Annotated in this window: 16 protein-coding genes; 14 read left to right on the top strand and 2 right to left on the bottom strand. The window is 66.9% G+C overall.

The window, feature by feature from the left end:
- Positions 1-2: 2 nt before the first annotated feature.
- The 5 genes from argJ (at position 3) to CH339_RS19775 (ending at position 3,127) form a co-directional block, all read left to right on the top strand.
- Positions 3-1,244 carry a bifunctional glutamate N-acetyltransferase/amino-acid acetyltransferase ArgJ gene (gene argJ, locus CH339_RS19795; protein WP_111436104.1) on the top strand — a complete coding sequence of 414 codons (1,242 nt, stop codon included), beginning with the start codon at positions 3-5 and terminating at the stop codon, positions 1,242-1,244.
- Positions 1,245-1,250: 6 nt separating this feature from the next.
- Positions 1,251-2,036 carry a GNAT family N-acetyltransferase gene (locus CH339_RS19790; protein WP_111436103.1) on the top strand — a complete coding sequence of 262 codons (786 nt, stop codon included), beginning with the start codon at positions 1,251-1,253 and terminating at the stop codon, positions 2,034-2,036.
- Entirely contained in the window at positions 2,033-2,431 is a 399-nt protein-coding gene (locus CH339_RS19785; RefSeq protein WP_111436102.1) for a (deoxy)nucleoside triphosphate pyrophosphohydrolase, read from the top strand. Before CH339_RS19790 ends, CH339_RS19785 begins: the two co-directional genes overlap by 4 nt.
- A gap of 42 nt (positions 2,432-2,473) precedes the next feature.
- Positions 2,474-2,689: a Flp family type IVb pilin gene (locus tag CH339_RS19780; RefSeq protein ID WP_111436101.1), complete on the top strand. Its 216-nt coding sequence runs from the start codon at positions 2,474-2,476 to the stop codon at positions 2,687-2,689.
- A 153-nt stretch (positions 2,690-2,842) separates the two neighbouring features.
- Positions 2,843-3,127, top strand: a complete 285-nt coding sequence (locus CH339_RS19775; RefSeq protein ID WP_111436100.1) for a Flp family type IVb pilin — start codon at positions 2,843-2,845, stop codon at positions 3,125-3,127.
- Here the strand turns inward: CH339_RS19775 and CH339_RS19770 are convergent.
- A complete protein-coding gene (locus CH339_RS19770; protein ID WP_111436099.1) occupies positions 3,111-4,010 on the bottom strand; it encodes a methyltransferase domain-containing protein in 900 nt (299 codons plus the stop codon). The genes CH339_RS19775 and CH339_RS19770 overlap by 17 nt on opposite strands.
- A 123-nt stretch (positions 4,011-4,133) precedes the next feature.
- Between CH339_RS19770 and CH339_RS19765 the strand changes: the two genes are divergently transcribed.
- Genes CH339_RS19765 through CH339_RS19750 form a run of 4 tightly spaced genes read left to right on the top strand, consistent with a single transcriptional unit; the run spans position 4,134 to position 6,715 of the window.
- Complete coding sequence (locus tag CH339_RS19765; protein ID WP_170138594.1) at positions 4,134-4,958, top strand: ComF family protein; 825 nt, start codon at positions 4,134-4,136, stop codon at positions 4,956-4,958.
- A 60-nt stretch (positions 4,959-5,018) separates the two neighbouring features.
- Positions 5,019-5,276 (top strand): glutaredoxin 3, encoded by a 258-nt coding sequence (grxC, locus tag CH339_RS19760; RefSeq protein ID WP_111436098.1) that lies wholly within the window; start codon positions 5,019-5,021, stop codon positions 5,274-5,276.
- Between the two features lie 42 nt (positions 5,277-5,318).
- Positions 5,319-6,173, top strand: a complete 855-nt coding sequence (locus CH339_RS19755; protein WP_111436097.1) for a carbon-nitrogen hydrolase family protein — start codon at positions 5,319-5,321, stop codon at positions 6,171-6,173.
- Positions 6,170-6,715, top strand: a complete 546-nt coding sequence (locus tag CH339_RS19750) for a DUF1178 family protein (protein ID WP_111436096.1) — start codon at positions 6,170-6,172, stop codon at positions 6,713-6,715. The genes CH339_RS19755 and CH339_RS19750 overlap by 4 nt, the downstream gene beginning before the upstream one ends.
- Before the next feature lie 25 nt (positions 6,716-6,740).
- On the opposite strand, the gene ubiG is transcribed toward CH339_RS19750, so the two are convergent.
- A complete protein-coding gene (gene ubiG, locus CH339_RS19745; RefSeq protein WP_420825925.1) occupies positions 6,741-7,484 on the bottom strand; it encodes a bifunctional 2-polyprenyl-6-hydroxyphenol methylase/3-demethylubiquinol 3-O-methyltransferase UbiG in 744 nt (247 codons plus the stop codon).
- Positions 7,485-7,748: 264 nt separating this feature from the next.
- On the opposite strand from ubiG, the gene CH339_RS19740 reads away from it, so the two are divergent.
- The 5 genes from CH339_RS19740 (at position 7,749) to CH339_RS25195 (ending at position 14,491) form a co-directional block, all read left to right on the top strand.
- Entirely contained in the window at positions 7,749-9,002 is a 1,254-nt protein-coding gene (locus CH339_RS19740) for an aspartate kinase (protein ID WP_111436094.1), read from the top strand.
- Between the two features lie 84 nt (positions 9,003-9,086).
- Positions 9,087-11,354, top strand: coding sequence for a phosphoenolpyruvate--protein phosphotransferase (ptsP, locus tag CH339_RS19735; protein WP_111436093.1), 2,268 nt, complete (start codon positions 9,087-9,089; stop codon positions 11,352-11,354).
- A gap of 65 nt (positions 11,355-11,419) precedes the next feature.
- Entirely contained in the window at positions 11,420-12,496 is a 1,077-nt protein-coding gene (gene prfA, locus CH339_RS19730) for a peptide chain release factor 1 (RefSeq protein ID WP_111436092.1), read from the top strand.
- Positions 12,489-13,400, top strand: coding sequence for a peptide chain release factor N(5)-glutamine methyltransferase (gene prmC, locus CH339_RS19725; RefSeq protein WP_111436091.1), 912 nt, complete (start codon positions 12,489-12,491; stop codon positions 13,398-13,400). Before prfA ends, prmC begins: the two co-directional genes overlap by 8 nt.
- Positions 13,401-13,747: 347 nt before the next feature.
- Entirely contained in the window at positions 13,748-14,491 is a 744-nt protein-coding gene (locus tag CH339_RS25195) for a DUF4167 domain-containing protein (protein ID WP_244668943.1), read from the top strand.
- Positions 14,492-14,724 lie beyond the last annotated feature (233 nt).

The raw sequence follows: 14,724 nt of genomic DNA, 5'->3' as shown, positions 1-14,724 counted from the left end.
CCATGGAGCTGACGCCCTCGCCGTTTGCGCCGGCCTCTTATGCTGAGCCGCCGCAGGTTGCCGGCGTCCGGCTGGCAACGGCCGCGGCCGGCATCAAGTACAAGGGCCGCACCGACGTGCTCGCCGTCGTCTTCGACGGCGGGGCGGAGGTCGCCGGCGTCTTCACGAAGTCGAAATGTGCCTCCGCGCCGGTCGACTGGTGCAAGGCGAACCTTGCCGGGGGCCGAGCCGGGGCGCTGCTGGTCAATTCCGGCAACGCCAACGCCTTTACGGGAAAACGCGGCGCCGAGGCGGTGAAACTCTCCGCCGACCAGATGGCGGCGGCAGCGGGCTGCAAGCCGCAAGAGGTCTATCTCGCCTCCACCGGGGTGATCGGCGAGCCGCTCGATGCGTCGAAATTCGGCGCCGTCGTCGACGGGCTGGTGCGCGATGCCGTGCCCGGCAGGTTCCTGGACGCGGCAAAGGCGATCATGACCACCGACACCTTCCCGAAGCTGGCAACGGCGACGGCGAAGATCGGCGGCGTGGAGACGACGATCGTCGGGATTGCCAAGGGCTCCGGCATGATCGCGCCCGACATGGCGACCATGCTGTCCTTCGTCTTCACCGACGCACCGGTGGCGGCCCCCGTTCTGCAGAAGTTGTTGTCGCGCGGGGTGAAGGACTCGTTCAACGCCGTCACGGTCGACGGCGATACCTCGACCAGCGACACGGTGCTGGCCTTCGCCACGGGCGCTGCCGCCAAGCGCGGCGCCCCGGAGATCACCGAGCCCGGCGACCGGCGGCTCGCCGCCTTCCGCAAGGCGTTCGGCGGTCTCCTCCTCGATCTTGCCCATCAGGTGGTCAAGGACGGCGAAGGTGCCCGCAAGTTCGTTGCCATCACCGTGGAGGGCGCGACCTCCAAGGCGTCGGCCCGCAGGATCGGCATGGCGATCGCCAATTCGCCACTGGTCAAGACCGCGATCGCCGGCGAGGACGCCAACTGGGGCCGCATCGTCATGGCCGTCGGCAAGGCCGGCGAGCCGGCCGACCGGGACCGGCTGGCGATCTGGTTCGGCGACGTGCGCGTCGCCGTCGAGGGCGAGCGCGATCCGGACTATTCGGAAGCGGCCGCCTCGGCGGTGATGAAGGAGCCGGAGATCGCCATCCGCGTCGACCTCGGGCTCGGCACCGGCCGCGACACGGTGTGGACCTGCGACCTGACCAAGGGCTATATCGCCATCAACGGCGACTACCGGAGCTGACGGCCGGTGGCCGACGTCGCACTCGTCCGCCGGATCGAGGACGCCCAGCTCTCGGTCTGGCCCGGCGTCAGGACGGCGATCGACGGGAGCTGGATCGTCCGGATCTCCGGCGGCCATACCAACCGCGCCAATTCCCTCAACATTCTCGATCCCGCCGATGCCGACGACGCGGAGCGGCGGTTCGGCTGGGCAAGCGGCCTCTATCGTCGTGCGGGCTTTCCGATGGTCGTGCGGGTGACCCCGCTGACGCCGGAGCCGGTCGTCGCCATCGCCGATGCGCGCGGCTTTGCGCGCTTCGGAGAGACGCTGATGCTGGTGCATGACGATCCGGCCGCGCTGGCGGCGGCATCTGCAAGCGGCGGAGCGGTTGAGGTGAGGGAAACGGCGAGCGAGGCGTTCATCGATGCCGTCGCGCGGTTCTCCGGCTATTCGCAGGCCGCCACCGGCGGGTTTCGTGCGATCCTCGGTGCGATGGCCGACGAGGCGGCGTTCGTCACGGCGCGGACGCAGGCCGGGGCTCCGGCAAGCTGCCTGATCGCCGCGCTGCACCGGGATGTCGCGACGGTCTTTGCCGTCGTTACCGACCGGAAAGAGCGGCGGCGGGGATATGCCCGCCAGACCCTAGAGGCGGCCTATCGCTGGGCGGCGGACGGTGGCGCGCGGCTGTTCTGGATCGGCGTTGAGGCCGACAATGCGCCCGCCCAGGCGCTCTACCGGTCCTACGGCTTTCGCGAAACCTATCGCTATCACTACCGGCGGGCCCTGCCGCCGGCGGAGAAAGGGACCGGATGAACCTCCTTCTCGTCGTTGCCTGCGCGCTCATCGATGTCGACGGCCGGGTGCTGATCGCCCGACGTCCCGAGGGCAAGGCGCTTGCCGGCCTGTGGGAATTTCCCGGCGGCAAGCTGGAGCCCGGCGAGCGGCCGGAAGATTCGCTGATCCGCGAACTCAACGAAGAACTCGGCATCGACATCAATCCGGCGTGCCTGGCACCGCTGACCTTCGCCAGCTACGCTTATGAGGATTTTCACCTTTTGATGCCACTTTACGTCTGCCGGAGATGGTCGGGAACGGTCGAGGCGCGCGAGGGGCAGGCCCTGAAATGGGTGCGCCCGGCGCGGCTCAGGGATTATCCGATGCCGCCGGCGGACGAGCCGCTGATTCCGCACCTGATCGACCTTCTTTAGGCGTCACCTGCGGCGTCGCGGTGCATGCGCTGCGAGGCAGGAATGGCGGACAAGACCGACCTTACGGTTTCGAGACGACAATTTTCCGATCTGCCACGTCGTTTCGCCGCCGACGAACGCGGCGCGACGGCGATCGAATATGCGCTTATCGCGATGATGACGGGGATCATGGCTGTCGGTGCGATGACTGCCCTGGGCGACGTGGTTTCCGGAAGCTTCTTCGATGTGGTCGCCGACCTCTTTCCAGATTCGCCATAATCCTGCCGCCGCGGCCAGGACCGTCCGACAGTGCAATCGTTTGGGAACTCGTCGTTACCGAAGTATTAAGCACAGTTGCGTAGCCTCAGCGACATCGGGCCGGTGCCTTGCGTGTTTGGCCGGTCCGTTTCAGTGTCGATGGAGTGTTCGCTCATGGGTTCTTTTCTTTCAGGCGCCCGCCGGTTCTGGCGCGACGAGCGCGGCATTGGCGCCATTGACTTCGCGTTGATCTCGGCCTCGATCGGCATGGCCCTGTCGGTGGGGCTTCTCGCGATCGGTCTCGGTATTCAGCCGGCTAAGGATCGCCAGTACGCCGCAGCGCCGGATGGCGTCGACATGCTGATCACCGGGTCGATCGACACCGCCCGCAAGGGCGTCGCCGCGCCGCCGAGCGCGGTTACCTGCCCGCAACTGCCGCCGGTCATTCTGCGTCGTTAGGTCTTGCCGGATCGAGAGCCTCGGCGAGGCGGGTCTTCGCCGTTCCGGGCCTCAGCGGCTGCTGCTGGCTTTCGTGCGGCGCCCAGCCGGACAGCGAGATCACCTCGAAGGTGGCGCGGATGCGCCCGTCCGGATCGCTGAACTTTTCCGCATAGATTTCCGCCGCCCTCAGGAACAGGGCCTTTGGCGTCGGCGTGTGCCGGCGCTCCGCGAGGCAATTGGCGGCGGCCATCGCCCGTAGGTCGCGGGCGAGGTCGAAGAGCGTGTCATAGCGCACGACGAGGGCATCCCGATCGACGACGGGAAGCGCGAAGCCGGCCCGCTGCAGGAGCGCCCCGGCATCGCGCACGTCGAGGGCGGGGGCGACGCGCGGGCTGATGCCGCCGGTGACCTCGATCTCGGCCTCGGCGAGCGCGATCCTGAGCTCGCTCAGCGTATCGCCGCCAAGGACCGCGCCGAGGAACAGCCCGTCCGGCTTCAGCGCCTTGCGGATCTGGACGAGCGTTCCCGGCAGATCGTTGACGAATTGCAGGGAGAGCGAGGAGACGACGAGGTCGAGGGCTCCCTCGGCAAAGGGAAGGGTTTCGGCATCGATGGTGAGCGGGAGGCCCGCCGCCGGACTGTCGCCGGCCGCGACCAGATCGTCTGCGCGGATGAGCGTTGCGACCTTGCCGGTCTCCAGGATGGCGTCCGTAGCCGCGCCCGCAATGCCACCAAGGTCGATGGCGATGTCGAAGTCGCGAGTGACGGCGGCGAGCCGCTCGGCGAGGTCTTCGGCGACGATGCGGGCAAGGAAGTCGGCCGGCTCGCCGCTGCGGGCAAGGGCCCGCCGGCGCCGGGCCTTCAGGAGCTCGCGATCGAAAATCCGGCTGTTGTCGGCCACACTGTTCCCTTTCGTGCGCTCTCGTTCGATGCGGTGGTTATGGGTCCGGGAGGCGCGCCGGTCAAAGCCGATATGCCGATCGGCGCGGATGACGCAGACCGCACTTCGCGCTATCGTTGCATCATGACGCCGGATCCCTTCCTCGCCGCACCTTTAGCCGATCCCCTTGCCGCCCCCGAACCGGGACGGCTGCGGCGTGCGGGTGCCATCATGGGGGCGGCCGGGCGTTCGCTGTTCGACCTGGTGCTGCCGCCGGTCTGCATGGCCTGCCGGCAGCCGGTGGCGGTGGCCGATGCTCTCTGTGCGAGGTGCTGGTCGCGGCTGACCCTGATCGACAAACCCTACTGCGCCCGGCTCGGCATTCCGTTTTCCTACGATCTCGGCGAGGGCGCGCTCAGCGCCGAGGCGATCGCCGATCCGCCGCCCTTCGATCGCGCCCGAGCGGCGGCCGTCTTCGACGACGTTGCGCGCGACGTCGTCCACGGCTTTAAATACCGCGATCACACCGAGCATGTCCGCCTGATGGCGCGGTTGATGGCGCGGGCCGGGCAGGAGCTTCTGGACGACGCCGATGTCATCGTGCCGGTGCCGCTGCATCGCTGGCGGCTGTGGCGGCGGCGCTTCAACCAGGCGGCGCTGCTCGGGGCCGAGATTTCCCGCCTCACCGGCGTCGCGTTCGATCCGCTGATTCTGCACCGCATTCGCGCCACCCAGCACCAGGTCGGGCTCACCGGCAGCGAGCGGGATCGCAACGTGCGAGGCGCCTTCCGGGTGACCCCAGACCGGCGTCCGGCGATCGCCGACAGACGGGTTCTCCTCATCGATGACGTGCTGACCTCGGGCGCCACGGTCAAGGCTTCGACCAGGGCGCTACTGCGCGGCGGTGCACAATCGGTTGATGTACTTGTTTTCGCAAGGGTTGTCGGGAAGGAAACGGGCATAATATAAGAAAGAGAAGATGTTGATCCCGGCTGCCTTTTCCGGCAGACCGCCCGGACGGAGACGTTGATGCCCGAAATCGTTATCTACACCCGCAAATTTTGCGGCTATTGCTCTTCGGCAAAACGCCTCCTTGGCGAAAAGGGGGCCAAGTTTACCGAGATCGATGCCACCTTCGACCCGTCGAAACGGCAGGAAATGATCAAAAGGGCGAATGGCGGCAGCACGTTTCCGCAGATATTTATCGGCGACGTCCATGTCGGAGGCTGCGACGAACTCTATGCGCTTGACCGCCAGGGCAAGCTCGACCCGCTGCTCGCCGCGTGATCCTTCCGGGCGTTCTTTTGTTCCATTGTTCAAGGTGATTGAATGGCCGCTTTCCAGGCCGCCTGTGTCCAGCTTCGGGCCGGACGGTGCGTTTCCAACAACATCGACGAAGCGGTCTCGCTGATCCGCCAGGCGGCGCTTGGCGGTGCCCGGTTTGTGCAGACGCCGGAGCAGACGGCGCTGATGGAGCTCGACCGCAGGGCGCTGTTCGAGAACATCACGCCGGAAGCCTGCGACCGCGGTCTGGCGCGGCTCAGGCGGCTCGCCGACGAGCTCAACATCTGGCTCCATGTTGGATCGCTGGCCGTGCGCGTTGCGCCCGACAGGGCCGCCAACCGCGCCTATCTGATCTCGCCCACCGGCGGGATCGCGGCGCGCTACGACAAGATCCACATGTTCGACGTCGACCTCGACGGCGGCGAATCCTACCGCGAGTCGGCGACCTATCAGCCGGGCTCAGCCGTCGTCGTCGCCGACCTTCCGTGGATCCGCGTCGGCTTTTCCATCTGCTACGACCTGCGCTTTGCCTATCTTTACCGGGCGCTGGCCAAGGCCGGGGCCGGGTTACTCACCGCGCCGGCCGCCTTCACCAAGCAGACGGGCGCGGCCCACTGGCACGTGCTCTTGCGCGCCCGGGCGATCGAGACCGGCTCGTTCGTCATTGCCGCGGCCCAGGGCGGGCATCACGAGAACGGACGTGATACATTCGGGCACAGCCTGATCATCAACCCGTGGGGGGAGATCCTCGCCGAGGCCGGCACCGATCCCGGCATCATCATGGCGACGATCGATCCGGCTGAGGTGATTGCTGCCCGCAAGCGCATCCCGGCCCTTGCCCACGACCGGGACATCGAGGCGGAGGGGCTGCCCGGGCCTTTCGAAAGCACCAGCGAATGATTCGCTACCAACTCGTCTGCGGCAACGGTCACGACCTGGAAATCTGGTTTCGCGGCTCCGACGACTGCGACCGTCAGATCGCCGAGGGCGCGATCTCCTGTCCCCATTGCGGCAACCGCGAGATCGCGAAAAAGCTGATGGCGCCGTCGGTGGTGACGGCCCGCTCGCGCGCGGTTTCGCCCGAAGACCAGTCGAAACCGGATGGTCCGTCGCAGGGCGGCGGCGCGGTGCCGCAGCAAGCGGCCAACGTTCCGGTTCCCGTCGCCACTCAGCCGCCGGTGCAAACGCCGGACATCTCCGGCCATCTCAGCGACAAGCAGATGACGAAGCTGGTGGAGATGGTGCGCGAGGTGAAGAAATTCGTCACCGAGAACGCGGAAAACGTCGGCAAGGAGTTTCCGAAGGTCGCCCGGGCGATGCATTTCGGCGACGAGGAAAAGCGCGGCATCTATGGCGAGGCGACCCTGGAGGACGCCGCGGAGCTTCTGGAAGAGGGCATCGACGTTCTGCCGCTGCCGAGGCTGCCGGAAGAGCACAACTGACCGGCCGCGCCGGTCGCGCCGCCGCCTATTCCATCGGCTTTTGGGTTGCCAGCATGTAGTTGACGCTCATGTCGGGCGAGGCGTTCCACTGGTCGCGCAGGGGATCGAAGACGATGCCGGAACGGTCGATGACGTCGAGCCCGGCGGCCTGAAGCGAAGCCTCCAGCTCCGCCGGCTTCAAGAACTTGTCCCATTGGTGGGTGCCGCGCGGCAGCCAGCGCAGGATGTATTCCGCGCCGACGATGGCGAGCGCGTAGGCCTTGAGCGTCCGGTTGAGGGTGGCGACCGTCATGATGCCGCCCGGCTTCAATAGGTCCGAGCAGGTCCTCAGGAAAAGATCGACGTCGGCGACGTGCTCGACGACTTCCATGTTGAGGATGACGTCGAATTTTTCGCCGCCCGCGGCGATGTCTTCCGCCGTCGTCTGCCGATAATCGATGGCGAGCCCGCTGCGCTCGGCGTGAAGCCGCGCGGTCTCGATGTTGTTGCGGGAGGGATCGGCGCCGACGACGGTGGCGCCAAGCCGCGTCATCGGTTCGGAAAGCAGCCCGCCGCCGCAGCCGATGTCGAGAAGCTTCAGGCCCTTCAGGGGCTTGTCTGCCTTGGCATCGCGGCGCAACTGCCGGGTCACCGTGTCGCGGATATAGGCGAGCCGCACCGGGTTGATCTTGTGCAGCGGCCGGAACTTGCCGGTCGGGTCCCACCAGGCGTCGGCCATGGCGGAGAACCGCGCGACCTCGTCGGCGTCGACTGTCCCCGTTTCGGCAATGGGGGTCTCGGCCGTGTTCTTGGCACCCGTGTTTTTGTCCGGGGCGGCTGCGGTCATGGCGGGTCTCCGAAAGTGGCTGATCCTACGCCGGGTAGTTCGGGCCGACGCGCGCGGATGTCAAGGCGCAGATGTCAAGGCGCAGATGTCGGGCCGCAGATGTCGCCGTTGCGATGTCGGCGCGTTCTCTGTATTGATGCGCCGATCCGGCGCGGCCCAGTCGTGCCCCCCGTCAATCCGAGGCAATCCGGACACGAGTTTCGCCCCATGGCCCGGCTGGTGATGAAATTTGGCGGCACCTCCGTCGCCGATATCGATCGTATTCGCAACGTGGCGCGCCACGTCAAGCGCGAGGTCGACGCAGGCCACCAGGTCGCCGTCGTCGTCTCGGCCATGGCCGGCGAGACCAACAAGCTGGTCGCGCTCGCCCGCGAGGCCTCGCCGCTGCACGATGCCCGCGAATACGACGCGGTGGTCGCCTCCGGCGAACAGGTCTCGTCCGGGCTGCTCGCCCTGGTGCTGCAGGCGATGGGCGTCGATGCCCGCTCCTGGCAGGGCTGGCAGATCCCGATCAGGACCGACGAGGCGCACAGCGTGGCGCGCATCGTCGACATCGACGGCGCACGGCTGATCGAACGGCTGGAACAGAATCAGGTCGCGGTCGTCGCCGGCTTCCAGGGCATCTCGCCGGACAACCGCATCGCGACACTGGGACGCGGCGGCTCCGACACCAGCGCGGTGGCGATCGCCGCGGCGATCGACGCCGACCGCTGCGACATCTACACCGACGTCGACGGCGTCTACACCACCGATCCCAGGATCGTCGCCCGGGCGCGGCGGCTTGAAAAAGTCTCCTTTGAGGAGATGCTGGAAATGGCCTCGCTCGGCGCCAAGGTGCTGCAGGTGCGCTCGGTCGAGCTGGCCATGGTCAAGGGCGTTCGGGTGATGGTGCGCTCCAGCTTCGAGGATCCGGCATCGGTCAGGGACGGCGCCAACGGATTGCCACACGGAACCCTTATCTGCGACGAGGACGAAATCGTGGAACAGCAGGTCGTCACCGGAATCGCCTATTCCAAGGAAGAGGCGCAGATATCGATCCGCGGCGTCGCCGACAAGCCGGGCGTTGCCGCCGACGTCTTCGTGCGGCTGGCCGACGCGCATATCAATGTCGACATGATCGTGCAGAATGTCTCGCCCGACGGCTCGACCACCGACATCACCTTCACGGTGCCCGACGCCAGCTACGACCAGGCCAAGCAGGTCATCGAATCGGCCCGCAACACCCTCACCTATACCGAGATCGAGGGCGTGCGCGACGTGGTCAAGGTCTCCGTCGTCGGTGTCGGCATGCGCTCGCACGCCGGCGTTGCGGCCCGCGCGTTCCAGGCTCTTGCGGACCGAAACATCAATATTCTCGCGATCTCCACCTCGGAAATTAAGATTTCCGTATTGATCGACCAAGCCTATACCGAACTTGCGGTGCGGACTTTGCATTCGGTATACGGACTCGACAAACAGTAACAACGCGCGGCTGGCGACCCGTCGTTCTTTTCCGGCAATCGATATCCTTGATCCTGCCGGCCGCGGCACGGAGACACCGAGGCGATGCGCAGGACGCTCGCCGGACCGAGACTGTTGCTCCGCCGTCTTCGTGAGGTGATGGCCGAGGAGATCAGTCCTCAGGAACGGCTCGACAAAATCGTGGTGCTGATCGCTGCCAACATGGTGGCGGAAGTCTGCTCGATCTATCTGCTTCGGGCCGACCGGCAGCTCGAGCTGTTCGCCACCGAAGGCCTCAACCGGACCGCCGTCCACCGCACCAGCCTGAGGCTCGGCGAGGGCCTCGTCGGCCTGATCGCGGCCGAGGCCGAGCCGCTCAACCTGACCGACGCCAGCACCCATCCCTCCTTTGCCTACAAGCCGGAGACGGGCGAGGAGATCTACCACTCCTTCCTCGGCGTGCCGGTGCTGCGGGCCGGCCAGACGCTCGGCGTCCTGGTCGTCCAGAACCGGGCCAAGCGCACCTATACCGACGAGGAAATCGAGGCCCTGCAGACGACGGCGATGGTGATCGCCGAAATGGTCGCGGCGCGCGAGCCGGGGGCGATGTTCCCCCAGGCGAACCAGCTCGATGCGCGTCGGACCATGCAGATCGAGGGCCAGCCGCTGGCCGACGGCGTCGGCCTCGGCAAAGTCGTGCTGCACGAGCCGCGGGTGGTCGTCACCAACCTCATCGCCGAGGACGCCAACACCGAGCTCGACCGGCTGGAAGCCGCCGTCGACAAGCTGCGGCTGTCGCTCGACCGGATGCTGGCAAGCCGCGACGTCGCCCATCACGGCGAGCACCGGGACGTGCTGGAAGCCTACCGCATGTTCGCCAACGACCGCGGCTGGGTGCGGCGGATCGAGGAGGCGATCGGCAACGGCCTGACCGCCGAGGCGGCGGTGGAAAAGGTCCAGAACGACACCCGCGCGCGGATGATGCGCCAGACCGACCCTTATTTGCGCGAGCGGCTGCACGACATCGACGACCTGACCAACCGCCTGCTGCGGGAGCTGGTCGGAGTGCCGCTGTCCATCTCGGCCAAGGACCTGCCGAAGGACGCGATCATCGTTGCCCGCAACATGGGGGCGGCCGAACTCCTCGACTATGAGCGCGACCGGGTGCGCGGTCTCGTCTTCGAAGAGGCGGGACCGACCAGCCACGCCACCATCATCGCCCGCGCGCTCGGCATTCCGGCCGTCGGCCAGGTCGCCGGTGTCACGTCGCTGTGCGAATCGGGCGATTCCATCATCGCCGACGGCGGCTCCGGCATCGTCCAGTTGCGGCCGCCGACGGACGTCCAGAACGCCTATGCGGAAAAGGTGCGCTTCCGGGCGCGGCGCCAGGCCCAGTACAAGCGGCTGCGGCACCGCCCGTCGGTTACCCTCGACGGCGAGGAAATCTCGCTGATGCTGAATGCGGGCCTGACCGTCGACCTGCCGCATCTGGAAGAGGCGGGGGCTGCCGGCATCGGGCTCTTCCGCACCGAGATCCCGTTCATGGTCGCCCAGACCTTTCCGCGCATGCGCGAGCAGACGGGGCTCTATGAAAGCGTCATTTCGGCCGCTGGCGAGCGGCCGGTGGTGTTTCGCACCCTCGACATCGGCGGCGACAAGGTGCTGCCTTACCTGCGCGCCGTGCAGGAGGAAAACCCGGCGATGGGCTGGCGCGCCGTGCGCCTCGGCCTCGACCGGCCGGCGCTCCTGCGCACCCAGCAGCGGGCATTGCTGCGCGCCTCGGCGGGCCGGCGGCTCCGGCTGATGTTCCCGATGGTCACGGAGACCGGCGAATTCGAGCAGGCCCGCGCCATCCTGGAGCGCGACAAGCTGCACCTGCAGAAGCACGGCCACGACATTCCCGCCGAGATCAAGCTCGGCACCATGATCGAGGTGCCCTCGCTGCTGTTCGAGCTCGATGAGCTGTTCCGTATCGTCGATTTCGCCTCGGTCGGCTCCAACGACCTGTTCCATTTCCTCACCGCCACCGACCGCGGCAACCCGCGGGTGGCGGAGCGCTACGATGCCATGTCGGCACCGTTCCTGCGGGTCCTGAAGACCATCGTCGACCGGGCCGCCGTTGCTGACGTGCCGCTCAGCATCTGCGGCGAGATGGCCGGGCGGCCGCTGGAGGCGATGGCGCTGATCGCGCTCGGCTACCGCACGCTTTCCATGTCGCCGTCGGCGATCGGGCCGGTCAAGGCGATGCTGCGCAAGCTGAAGGCGAACGAATTGCGGGCGCGCCTGCTGCCGCGGCTGGAGGCCGGACGCTGGGACGGCGACCTGCGCCTGTTCCTGAAAAGCTACGCCGACGACCAGAATATTCCCGTCTAGCGCATCAGGCGCTGGACCCCGCACGGGCACGGCGGTGCCGGTGCCGATTCATCCGGACAAAAAGAATGCTCGCACAAGAAAAACTCGACAGTCTCACGACCCGCTTCAACGGCCTGGAACACGCGATGGCGGAGAACCCCGACCCGGAAACCTATGTCCGGCTGTCGCGGGAATATGCGGAGATGCAGCCGGTCGTTGAAAAGATCCGGGCGCTGGAGGCGGCGCGCGCCGATCTTTCCGGCCTCGACGAACTCCTCGCCGACGGCGAAACCGACGCCGAAATGCGCGAACTCGCCGAGGCGGAGCGCCCGGAGCTGGAAGAAACGGTCGAGCGGCTCTTGCAGGAGATTCAATTCGCGCTGCTGCCGAAGGACGTGGCCGACGACAAGAACGTCATCATCGAGGTGCGCGCCGGCACCGGCGGCGACGAGGCGGCGCTGTTCGCCGGCGATCTCTATCGCATGTACGAGCGCTATGCGGCGCTGCGCGGCTGGAAGGTGGAGGAAATGTCGGCGACCGAGGGAGAGGTCGGCGGCTACAAGGAAATCATCGCGACGATCACCGGGGCGGGCGTCTTTGCCCGGCTGAAGTTCGAATCGGGCGTGCACCGGGTGCAGCGGGTGCCGGCAACGGAATCGGGCGGGCGCATCCATACCTCTGCCGCAACCGTCGCGGTGCTGCCGAAGGCGGAAGACGTCGACATCGAGATCCGCAACGAGGATATCCGCATCGACACCATGCGCGCCTCCGGCGCCGGCGGCCAGCACGTCAACACGACGGACTCCGCGGTCCGCATCACCCACATCCCGACCGGCATCGTCGTCGTCCAGGCGGAAAAGTCGCAGCACCAGAACCGGGCCCGGGCAATGGAAATCCTGCGCACGCGCCTGTTCGACATGGAACGCCAGAAGGCGGCCGACGAGCGCGCCGAAGCGCGGCGCGTCCAGGTCGGCTCCGGCGACCGCTCGGAGCGCATCCGCACCTACAATTTCCCGCAAGGCCGGGTGACCGATCACCGCATCGGCCTCACCCTCTACAAGCTCAACGAAATTCTCATCGGCGAGGGGCTCGACGAGCTGATCGACGCGCTCATCACCGATCACCAGGCAACGCTGCTGGCGGCCGTTGAAGAAGATGCCTGACGGGCCGGTCCGTCTCGGTCCCCTGCTGCGGCAGGTCCGGGACCGGCTGACCGAGGCGGGCATCGCGGAGGCGGAAACGGACGCGCGGCTCCTCGTCGGCGCTGCCCTCGACACCCCGCCGCTGCGGCTGGCGCTGGAGGCCGACCGCCCCGTCACGCGTGCGGAATGCACACGGATCGAGGAATTGATCTCTCGGCGCGCGGCGCGCGAGCCGGTCGGACGCATCCTCGGCACGCGGGAGTTCTGGGGCCATGCGTTCAGGCTGTCGCCGGACACACTGGAGCCGCGGCCCGATACGGAGACCGTGGTGGAGGCGGCGCTCGGCTTCCTTGATGAGGTGGCGCGCCGCGCGGACCCGCTCCGGATCGCCGATCTCGGCACCGGCACCGGCGCCCTCCTCGTCACCCTCCTGTCCGAATGCCCGCAAGCCATGGGCGTCGGCACGGACGTGTCGGTGGGCGCGCTGGCGATGGCGCGCCGGAACGCGGATGCGGCGGGCGTCGGCGACCGCGCGGCCTTTGCCGCCATGAACTACGGCGATGCGCTTGTCCCCGGTTTGGACCTCGTCGTCTCCAACCCGCCCTATATCGCCAGCGGCGAGATCGCCGGGCTCGACCGGGAAGTGCGGGATCACGATCCGTCCCGCGCCCTTGACGGCGGTGCCGACGGGCTCGACGCCTATCGTGCGATCGCCGCCGACGCGTCGCGGCTGCTTACCCCTGGCGGCAGGCTGTTCGTGGAGATCGGTTCAGGCCAGGCCGCGGACGTTGCGGCGCTTTTCGCGCAAGCGGGTCTCGACGGACTGTTCGTCCATCGTGACCTTGCCGGACATGACCGGGTTGTCGCAGCGCAGCACCCCGATTGCGGCAAAAGAACCGCAGGCATTCAGCAAAACGGAAATTAGCGCTTGGAAAATTCAGGCGGACCGGCTAGGTTCACCTCGCCGAAGCACTGCATGAGGCCCCGGCGCAGCACAATTTTCGCAGCGCAAACGTTTCGGGAAACGGGTATCAGGGGCTCATGCCGACAACCGAACTTCGATCTTGACCTTGACTGCGTGGTCCAACGACCGTTCGTAACTGGCGGTTGCAGGGAGCAGAACGCGAGGGATTTCGGTCGGACTTTCGGTTTTTCGATTGATCGGATCTCGGCCCATTTCGGACGGGCGATCTCTTATCCTGGACCGAGGTTCCCAAGCCCGGTCGCGTTGAGGGACTCTCAGCACCTTTTTCCGAAAGAGACTACGGCGTAATGAGGCAAAACAATCAGAACAAGCGCGTTCGCGGCCGGACCCGCAAGGGTCCGAATCCGCTGACGCGGTCCTACGAATCGAACGGTCCCGATGTGAAAATCCGCGGATCGGCCATGCATGTCGCGGAAAAATACGTCCAGCTCGCCCGCGATGCACAATCCGCAGGCGACCGCGTGATGGCGGAGAATTACCTGCAACACGCCGAGCACTATTTCCGGATCATTGCCGCGGCGCAGGGCGCCAACAGCCCCCAGCGCGACAATGACCAGCCCTACCAGGGAAACCAGGGCAATGGTGCCGACGCCGGCAGCGGCGGCGGCAACAACGGTTCCGGCCAGTCGAACCAGGTGATGGCCGCCGACGCCCCGCAGCCCTTCGTCGATGCCATGCCCGGCGTCAACACCAAGGGCGGCAACGGTTCCAAGCCGTCTAAGGGCGCTACCGGCGACGATGCCGCTTCCGAGGCGCCGGCAACGGCCGAGGAGGCCCCGACCGGCGGAGAGAACGCCGATGCGGACAAGGGCGTCGAGGCCAAGGCCGAAGAGGCCAAGTCCGCCGAGGCCGGCGATGACGCGCCGAAGCCGAAGCGCCGGGTGCGCGGCACGCGCGGACGCGGCAGCCGCAAGACCAAGGCCGAGGATGGCGCAGACGGCGGCGGCGATGACGCCAAGGGCGCCGAGGCGAAGTCGGACGGCGGCGAGGCCAAGGCCGATTCTGCCGAAGGCGCCGTCTCCGAGGCCTGAGTCCTCGCAAACGCCTGCGCGCACTCTCGCGCAGACGCGGCAAGGAATTTCTTCGCCAACTTATTTGCGGCGCCGGACCTCTCGTCCGGCGCCGTTTTCGTTTTGGCCTAAAGCACGTTGCGTTTTTCCTGAAACACGCAACGTACTTTAGAGCGTTTTGCGTTTAATCTGCGACATATCCTGACGCTTTGAGGAAGTTGAAGCATTCTTCGGGGTCGAAGAGGTCGCAGATG

It is taken from the genome of Rhodobium orientis (assembly GCF_003258835.1).
GTDB lineage: Bacteria > Pseudomonadota > Alphaproteobacteria > Rhizobiales > Rhodobiaceae > Rhodobium > Rhodobium orientis.
The sequence above is the reverse complement of the archived record's forward strand: the minus strand, read 5'-3'. Positions and strand labels throughout refer to the sequence as shown.

What these genes read in the sequence shown, in the direction of transcription:
- CH339_RS19755 (WP_111436097.1), top strand. Translation starts at nt 5,319, where the DNA reads ATGGCCGCTTTCCAGGCCGCCTGTGTCCAGCTTCGGGCCGGACGGTGC.
- prmC (WP_111436091.1), top strand. Translation starts at nt 12,489, where the DNA reads ATGCCTGACGGGCCGGTCCGTCTCGGTCCCCTGCTGCGGCAGGTCCGG.
- CH339_RS19750 (WP_111436096.1), top strand. Translation starts at nt 6,170, where the DNA reads ATGATTCGCTACCAACTCGTCTGCGGCAACGGTCACGACCTGGAAATC.
- CH339_RS19765 (WP_170138594.1), top strand. Translation starts at nt 4,134, where the DNA reads ATGACGCCGGATCCCTTCCTCGCCGCACCTTTAGCCGATCCCCTTGCC.
- CH339_RS19775 (WP_111436100.1), top strand. Translation starts at nt 2,843, where the DNA reads ATGGGTTCTTTTCTTTCAGGCGCCCGCCGGTTCTGGCGCGACGAGCGC.
- prfA (WP_111436092.1), top strand. Translation starts at nt 11,420, where the DNA reads ATGCTCGCACAAGAAAAACTCGACAGTCTCACGACCCGCTTCAACGGC.
- CH339_RS19740 (WP_111436094.1), top strand. Translation starts at nt 7,749, where the DNA reads ATGGCCCGGCTGGTGATGAAATTTGGCGGCACCTCCGTCGCCGATATC.
- ptsP (WP_111436093.1), top strand. Translation starts at nt 9,087, where the DNA reads ATGCGCAGGACGCTCGCCGGACCGAGACTGTTGCTCCGCCGTCTTCGT.
- CH339_RS19780 (WP_111436101.1), top strand. Translation starts at nt 2,474, where the DNA reads ATGGCGGACAAGACCGACCTTACGGTTTCGAGACGACAATTTTCCGAT.
- argJ (WP_111436104.1), top strand. Translation starts at nt 3, where the DNA reads ATGGAGCTGACGCCCTCGCCGTTTGCGCCGGCCTCTTATGCTGAGCCG.
- CH339_RS19785 (WP_111436102.1), top strand. Translation starts at nt 2,033, where the DNA reads ATGAACCTCCTTCTCGTCGTTGCCTGCGCGCTCATCGATGTCGACGGC.
- CH339_RS25195 (WP_244668943.1), top strand. Translation starts at nt 13,748, where the DNA reads ATGAGGCAAAACAATCAGAACAAGCGCGTTCGCGGCCGGACCCGCAAG.
- grxC (WP_111436098.1), top strand. Translation starts at nt 5,019, where the DNA reads ATGCCCGAAATCGTTATCTACACCCGCAAATTTTGCGGCTATTGCTCT.